At 72.4% G+C, this 6,060-nt stretch carries 2 protein-coding genes; both read right to left on the reverse strand.

The annotated features are described in order from the left end of the window. Window positions 1–2,871: type I polyketide synthase (locus BIV23_RS39665; RefSeq protein ID WP_143079215.1), on the reverse strand; the 2,871-nt coding region annotated here is incomplete at its 3' end. Between the two features lie 113 nt (window positions 2,872–2,984). Then, the coding region (locus BIV23_RS39670) for a type I polyketide synthase (RefSeq protein WP_218161918.1) at window positions 2,985–6,060 on the reverse strand (3,076 nt) is incomplete at its 5' end.

Genomic DNA, 6,060 nt, shown 5'->3' on the forward strand with positions numbered 1-6,060 from the left:
GCGCGAGGTGAACACCAGCCCGTCGGAGGAGGGAAGCCGGACCATGGCGCCGAGCAGCGGATGATCGGCCCCCGCGAGTCCGAGGGAGACGGCGTCGCCGCCGGTCCCGGTGGGCTGGAGCCAGTAGTGCTGGTGGTCGAAGGCGTACGTCGGCAGGTCGACATGTGCCGATGTACTCCCGGCAGGCAGGACGCCGGTCCAGTCCACCGGCACACCACGCACGAACAACTCCGCCATCGACACCAGCAGACGACGCAGACCACCCTCCTCACGCCGCAGCGAACCCGTCACCACCCCGCCCTCACCCGCATCACTCCCGTCAAGGATCCCGGTGACCGGCTGGACCAGCACCGGATGCGCACTCACCTCCACGAACACCCTGTGACCCTGACCGAGCAGATCGGCCACGGCAGGACCGAAACCGACCTGCCCCCGCAGATTCCGATACCAGTAGCCGCCGTCCAGAACCCCGGCAGCCTCCACCCAGCCCCCGGTGACGGTGGAGTAGAAGGGGATCGTCGGCGCCTGGGCATCGATACCGGCCAGCATCTCGCCGAGAGCGTCGCGGATGTCCTCCACGTGACGGGTGTGCGACGCGTAGTCCACCGCCACCCGACGCACCCGAACACCCTCGCCGGACAGCACCCGAAGGGCCTCGTCCAGCGCCTGCGCATCACCGGCGATCACCACGGAGTTCGGGCCGTTGACCGCCGCGACCTCGACCCGACCCGACCAACGCTCCAGGCGGGCAACTGCCTCTTCCTCGCTCAGTGCGACCGAGGCCATGCCACCGTGACCGGCCAACTGCTCGCCGATCGCCCGGCTGCGCAGCGCCACCACCTTCGCCGCATCCTCCAGCGACAACGCACCCGACACACACGCCGCCGCGATCTCACCCTGCGAGTGACCAACCACCGCATCGGGCTCCACCCCCACGGACGCCCAGACGGCGGCCAGACCCACCATCACCGCGAAACTGGCCGGCTGCACCACATCCACCCGCTCCAGCAACTCCGGAGCAGCCTCGCCCCGCAGCACCTCGACCAGCGACCAGTCGACCCACGGCTCCAGCGCAACCGCGCACTCCCCGATCCGCTCCGCGAACACCGCAGACGAATCCAGCAACTCCCGGCCCATACCCACCCACTGCGAACCCTGGCCCGGGAACACCCACACCACCTTGCCCGGCGACCCCGAGCCGGAGACGACATTCGCCGCGCTCTCGCCACGCGCCAGCGCGCGCAGACCCGCGAGCGCCTCCTCCTCCGACGAGGCCACGACCACCGCACGCTCGCCCAGCACCGCACGGCTGGAGACCAGCGCCCCGGCGACATCCGTCAGCGATGACCCGCCGGCACCGGACTCCAGGAACGAGACCAGCCGCTCGGCCTGCCCCGCCAGCGAGCCGGAATGGTGCGCGGAAACGACCAGCGGCACCACGCCGTCGAGCGTGGCTTCTTCTGCAAACGGCTCCGCCGTCTCCGCTGCGGGTGCCTCCTCCAGGATCAGGTGCACGTTCGTCCCGCTCACGCCGAAGGAGGAGACAGCGGCCCGGCGCGGACGGCCCTCGCGCGGCCACCGGCGCGCCTCGGTCAGCAGCTCCACCGCGCCCGCCGACCAGTCCACCTCCGTGGTCGGCTTGTCCACATGCAGCGTGGACGGCATCGTGCCGTGCCGGAGCGCCTGCACCATCTTGATGACGCTGCCCACGCCCGCGGCCGCCTGCGTGTGCCCGATGTTCGACTTCAACGACCCGAGCCACAACGGCTTCTGCGGGTCCCGGTCCCGGCCGTACGTCGCGAGCAGCGCCTGCGCCTCGATCGGGTCGCCCAGTGCCGTACCCGTCCCGTGCGCCTCCACGACGTCCACGTCCGCCGGGGTGAGGCCCGCGTTGGACAACGCCTTGCGGATCACGCGCTGCTGCGAGGGACCGTTCGGCGCGGTCAGACCGTTCGACGCACCGTCCTGGTTCACCGCACTGCCCCGCAGCACCGCCAGGACCTTGTGCCCGCGCTCCCGCGCCACCGACAGGCGCTCCAGCACGACCACGCCGACGCCCTCGGCAAGGCCCATTCCGTCCGCGGCGTCCGCGAAGGCCTTGCAGCGGCCGTCGGCGGCCAGGCCGCGCTGGCGCGAGAACGCGACGAAGTTGCCGGGTGTCGACATCACCATCGCGCCGCCGGCGAGTGCCATGGAGCACTCGCCCTGCCGCAGCGCCTGCGCGGCCAGGTGAATGGCCACCAGCGACGACGAGCACGCCGTGTCGAGGGACACGGCGGGGCCCTCGAAACCGAGTACGTACGACACGCGGCCCGAGGCCACACTGGTCGACGCCCCGGTGCCCGCGAAGCCCTCCGACTCCGCGGTCACCACACCGGCGCCGGCACCGTAGCCCTGGCCGGACAGACCGGAGAACACCCCGACGTCGGTGCCCTTCAGCGAGACCGGGTCGAGGCCCGCACGCTCCAGCGCCTCCCAGGAGGTCTCCAGGAGCAGTCGCTGCTGCGGGTCCATCGCCAGTGCCTCACGCGGCGAGATCCCGAAGAACCCCGCGTCGAAGAGGCCCGCACCCCGCAGAAAGCCGCCCTGGGTGACGTACGACGTGCCCGCGTGGTCCGGGTCGTCGTCGAACAGCGCCTCCAGGTCCCAGCCCCGGTCGTCGGGAAAGGCGGAGACGGCGTCGGCGCCGTCGGCGACGAGCTGCCAGAGCTGCTCGGGTGAGGAGACACCACCCGGGTACCGGCAGGCCATGGAGACGATGGCGATCGGCTCGCGCGCCTGGTCCTGGACCTCGCGCAGCCGCTTGCGAGCGTTGCGGGCGTCTGCGATGGCCCTCTTGAGATAGTCGCGGAGTTCTGCCTCGTCAGCCACTTGATTCAACCCCCATGTGATGGATGCGTGCGATTGCCGTGGATGGGTGTCCGCACCGTCTGTGCGGGGCCGTGCGGGCGGGCCCAGGTGCGCCCGGCCCGCACGGACGCGGCTCAGTCGAGCCGCTCGAAGAGCGCGAACAGCTCCTCGTCGCTGGCGTTCTCCAGGTCGCGGTCCGATGTGTCCGTGGCGCCCGTGCCTGTGCCGCCGACGGCCGCCGCCTCGGCTGCCCGCAGCAGCTCTCGCAGCCGTGCGGTGATCCGGTCGCGGGCCTCCTCGTCGGGCGCCGCGGACTCGATGACCGCTTCCAGACCCGCGAGACCGGCCAGCACCGCGTCGGCGGGCGACACCTCGTCGACGGCGAGTTCACCGCGCAGATGGTGGGCGAGCGCCAGCGGGGTCGGGTGGTCGAAGACCAGTGTGGCGGGGAGCTTCAGACCGGTCGCCTCACGCAGCCGGTTGCGCAGCTCCACCGAGGTGAGCGAGTCGAACCCGGCCTCGTTGAACGCCATGTCCACCCGGACGCTCTCCGGCCCGCTGTGTCCGAGCACGACCGCGGCCTGCATGCGCACCACGTCAAGGAGCAGTGCCTCCTGCTTGGCCACGGGCAGCCCGGCCAACCGGTCGGACAGCTGCAGCCGCTCGGCTCCGCTGCCGGCCGCCCGCGCCTGCTGCCGACCCGCGCGGACCAGGCCCCGCAGCAGGTGCGGCACTCCGCCGCCGGCCGCCGCATCGGCACGTACGGCCCGCAGGTCCAGGCTGACCGGCACGAGCAGCGCGTGCTCGGACCCCAGCGCGGCGTCGAACAGCTCCATGCCCTCGGTGGCCCGGAGCGCCAGGACTCCGCCCCGCCCCTCACGTCGGCTCATCCGGGTCCTGGTCAGGTCGTCGATGTTCCCGGCCATGCCGGTGACCTGCTCCCACGGACCCCAGGAGAGCGAGAGCCCGGGCAGGCCCGCCGCCCGGCGACGGGCCATCAGGCCGTCCAGGAAGGCGTTGGCAGCCGCGTAGCCGCCGCTGCCCGCGCCCATGAAGACGGAGGAAGCGGAGGAGTAGACGACGAACGCGTCCAGGTCGAAGCCGCGCGTGAGTTCGTCGAGGTGGCGTACGGCGTCCACCTTCGGCGCGAACACCTTGGCCAGGCGCTCCGGGGTCAGCGCCCCGATCACACCCGGGTCGAACACACCGGCCGTGTGCACCACACCGCGCAGGGGGTGCTCCTGCGGCACCGCGGCGAGCAGCGCCTCGACCTGCTCACGGTCCGACACGTCACAGGCCACTGCGGAGACCGTCGCGCCCTGCTCGGTGAGCTCGGCGACCAGCTCGCGCACACCCTCGGCGTCCGGGCCGCGGCGGCTGGCGAGGACGAGGTGGCGCACGCCGTTCCGGGCGACCAGATGCCGGGCCGCCAGGGCGCCCAGCGACCCTCCACCCGAGACCAGGACGGTCCCGTCCGGGCCGAACACCGCAGTGCTGTCGGCGACTTGGGTGGTGATGCGGGCGAGCCGGGGTACGGAGAGAGCCGTGCCGCGCACCGCGATCTGCGGTTCGCCACTCGCCGCCACCGCGGCGAGGTAGGAGTCCAGCACCGGCTCCACGCCGCCCTCGGTGTCGGGGTCGGTGTCGAGGAGGACGATCCGGTCCGGATTCTCGGACTGGGCGGCGCGCACCAGACCCCACACCGCCGCTCCGGCCGGGTCCGTCACCGCGCCCTCGCTGCCTGCGGCCACCGCGCCCCGGGTCAGCACCACAAGGCGCGACTCCTCGGGACCGGAGGCGCTCAGCCACGCCTGGACGACCTCGAGGACCTGGGAGGACAGGGCGAGCGCAGAGTCCCCGCCGTTGCCGCCGACGGCCTCCAGGACCGCCACCGCCGACGGGCCGCCGCTCGCGGTCAGGGCCGCGATGTCGTCGGCCGTGGCCACCGGCACCCACGTGGGAGCGGGCTCCGCGCCCTCGGCCAGGGGCAGTTCGGTCCATTCCACCGCGAACAGCGAGTCGCGGCTCTCGGCCGCCGCGGAAGCACCCAGCTGCTCGATGTTCACCGCACGCATGACCAGCGAGTCCATCGTCAGGACCGGGCTGCCGGTCTGGTCCGCCGCCGCGACCGACAGCGTGTCCGGACCGTTCGGTGCGACCCGGACCCGCAGTGCGGAGGCGCCCGAGGCGTGCAGTACGAGACCGTTCCAGGAGAACGGCATCACCGGCTGCCCCGCTGTCTCATCGGCGGTGTCCGCCGCGGCGGCGAACGTACCGGCCTGGAGGGCCGCGTCGAGCAGCGCGGGATGGAGGCCGAAGCTCCCGGCCTCCTTGCGCGCCTCGTCGGGCAGGGCGACCTCGGCGAAGAGCTCCTCGCCGCGCCGCCACACCGCGCGCACGCCCTGGAACACGGGGCCGTACGCGTAGCCGCGCTCCAGCAGACCCGCGTACAGGTCGTCGGTGTCCAGTTCCACCTGGGCTGCGCCGGACGGCGGCCAGGCGGTGAAGTCGAAGCCGGTCCCACCGGTCGAAGCCGAGGCCGACAGGAGGCCGGTGGCGTGCCGCGTCCACGTCTCTCCGTCGTCGGGAGCGTCCTCACGCTGGGAATAGATCTCCACGGTGCGCGAGCCGTTCTCGCCCGGCGCGCCCACGGCGACCTGAACCCGTACGCCGCCCTGTTCGGGCACCACGAGGGGCGCCTCGGTCACCAGCTCGTCCAGAATGCCGCAGCCGGCTCCGTCACCGGCCCGTACGGCCAGTTCAAGGAGCCCGGTAGCCGGGACGAGGACCAGACCGCCGACCACGTGATCGGCCAGCCAGGGGTGGGACTTCAGCGACAGGCGGGAGGTGAACAACAGGCCGTCGGAGTGGGGAAGTTCCACCATGGCGCCGAGCAGCGGGTGATCGACCGCCGACTGTCCGAGTGACGTCGCGTCGGTGGCGGTCGGTGCCGTGTGGAGCCAGTAGTGCTGGTGGTCGAAGGCGTACGTCGGCAGGTCGACATGTGCCGATGCACTCCCGGCAGGCAGGACGCCCGTCCAGTCCACCGGCACACCACGCACGAACAACTCCGCCATCGACACCAGCAGACGACGCAGACCACCCTCCTCACGCCGCAGCGAACCCGTCACCACCCCGCCCTCACCCGCGTCACTCCCGTCAAGGATCCCGGTGACCGGCTGAACCAGCACCGGATGCGCACTCACCTCC

This window comes from Streptomyces monashensis (assembly GCF_001866665.1).
Lineage (GTDB): Bacteria > Actinomycetota > Actinomycetes > Streptomycetales > Streptomycetaceae > Streptomyces > Streptomyces monashensis.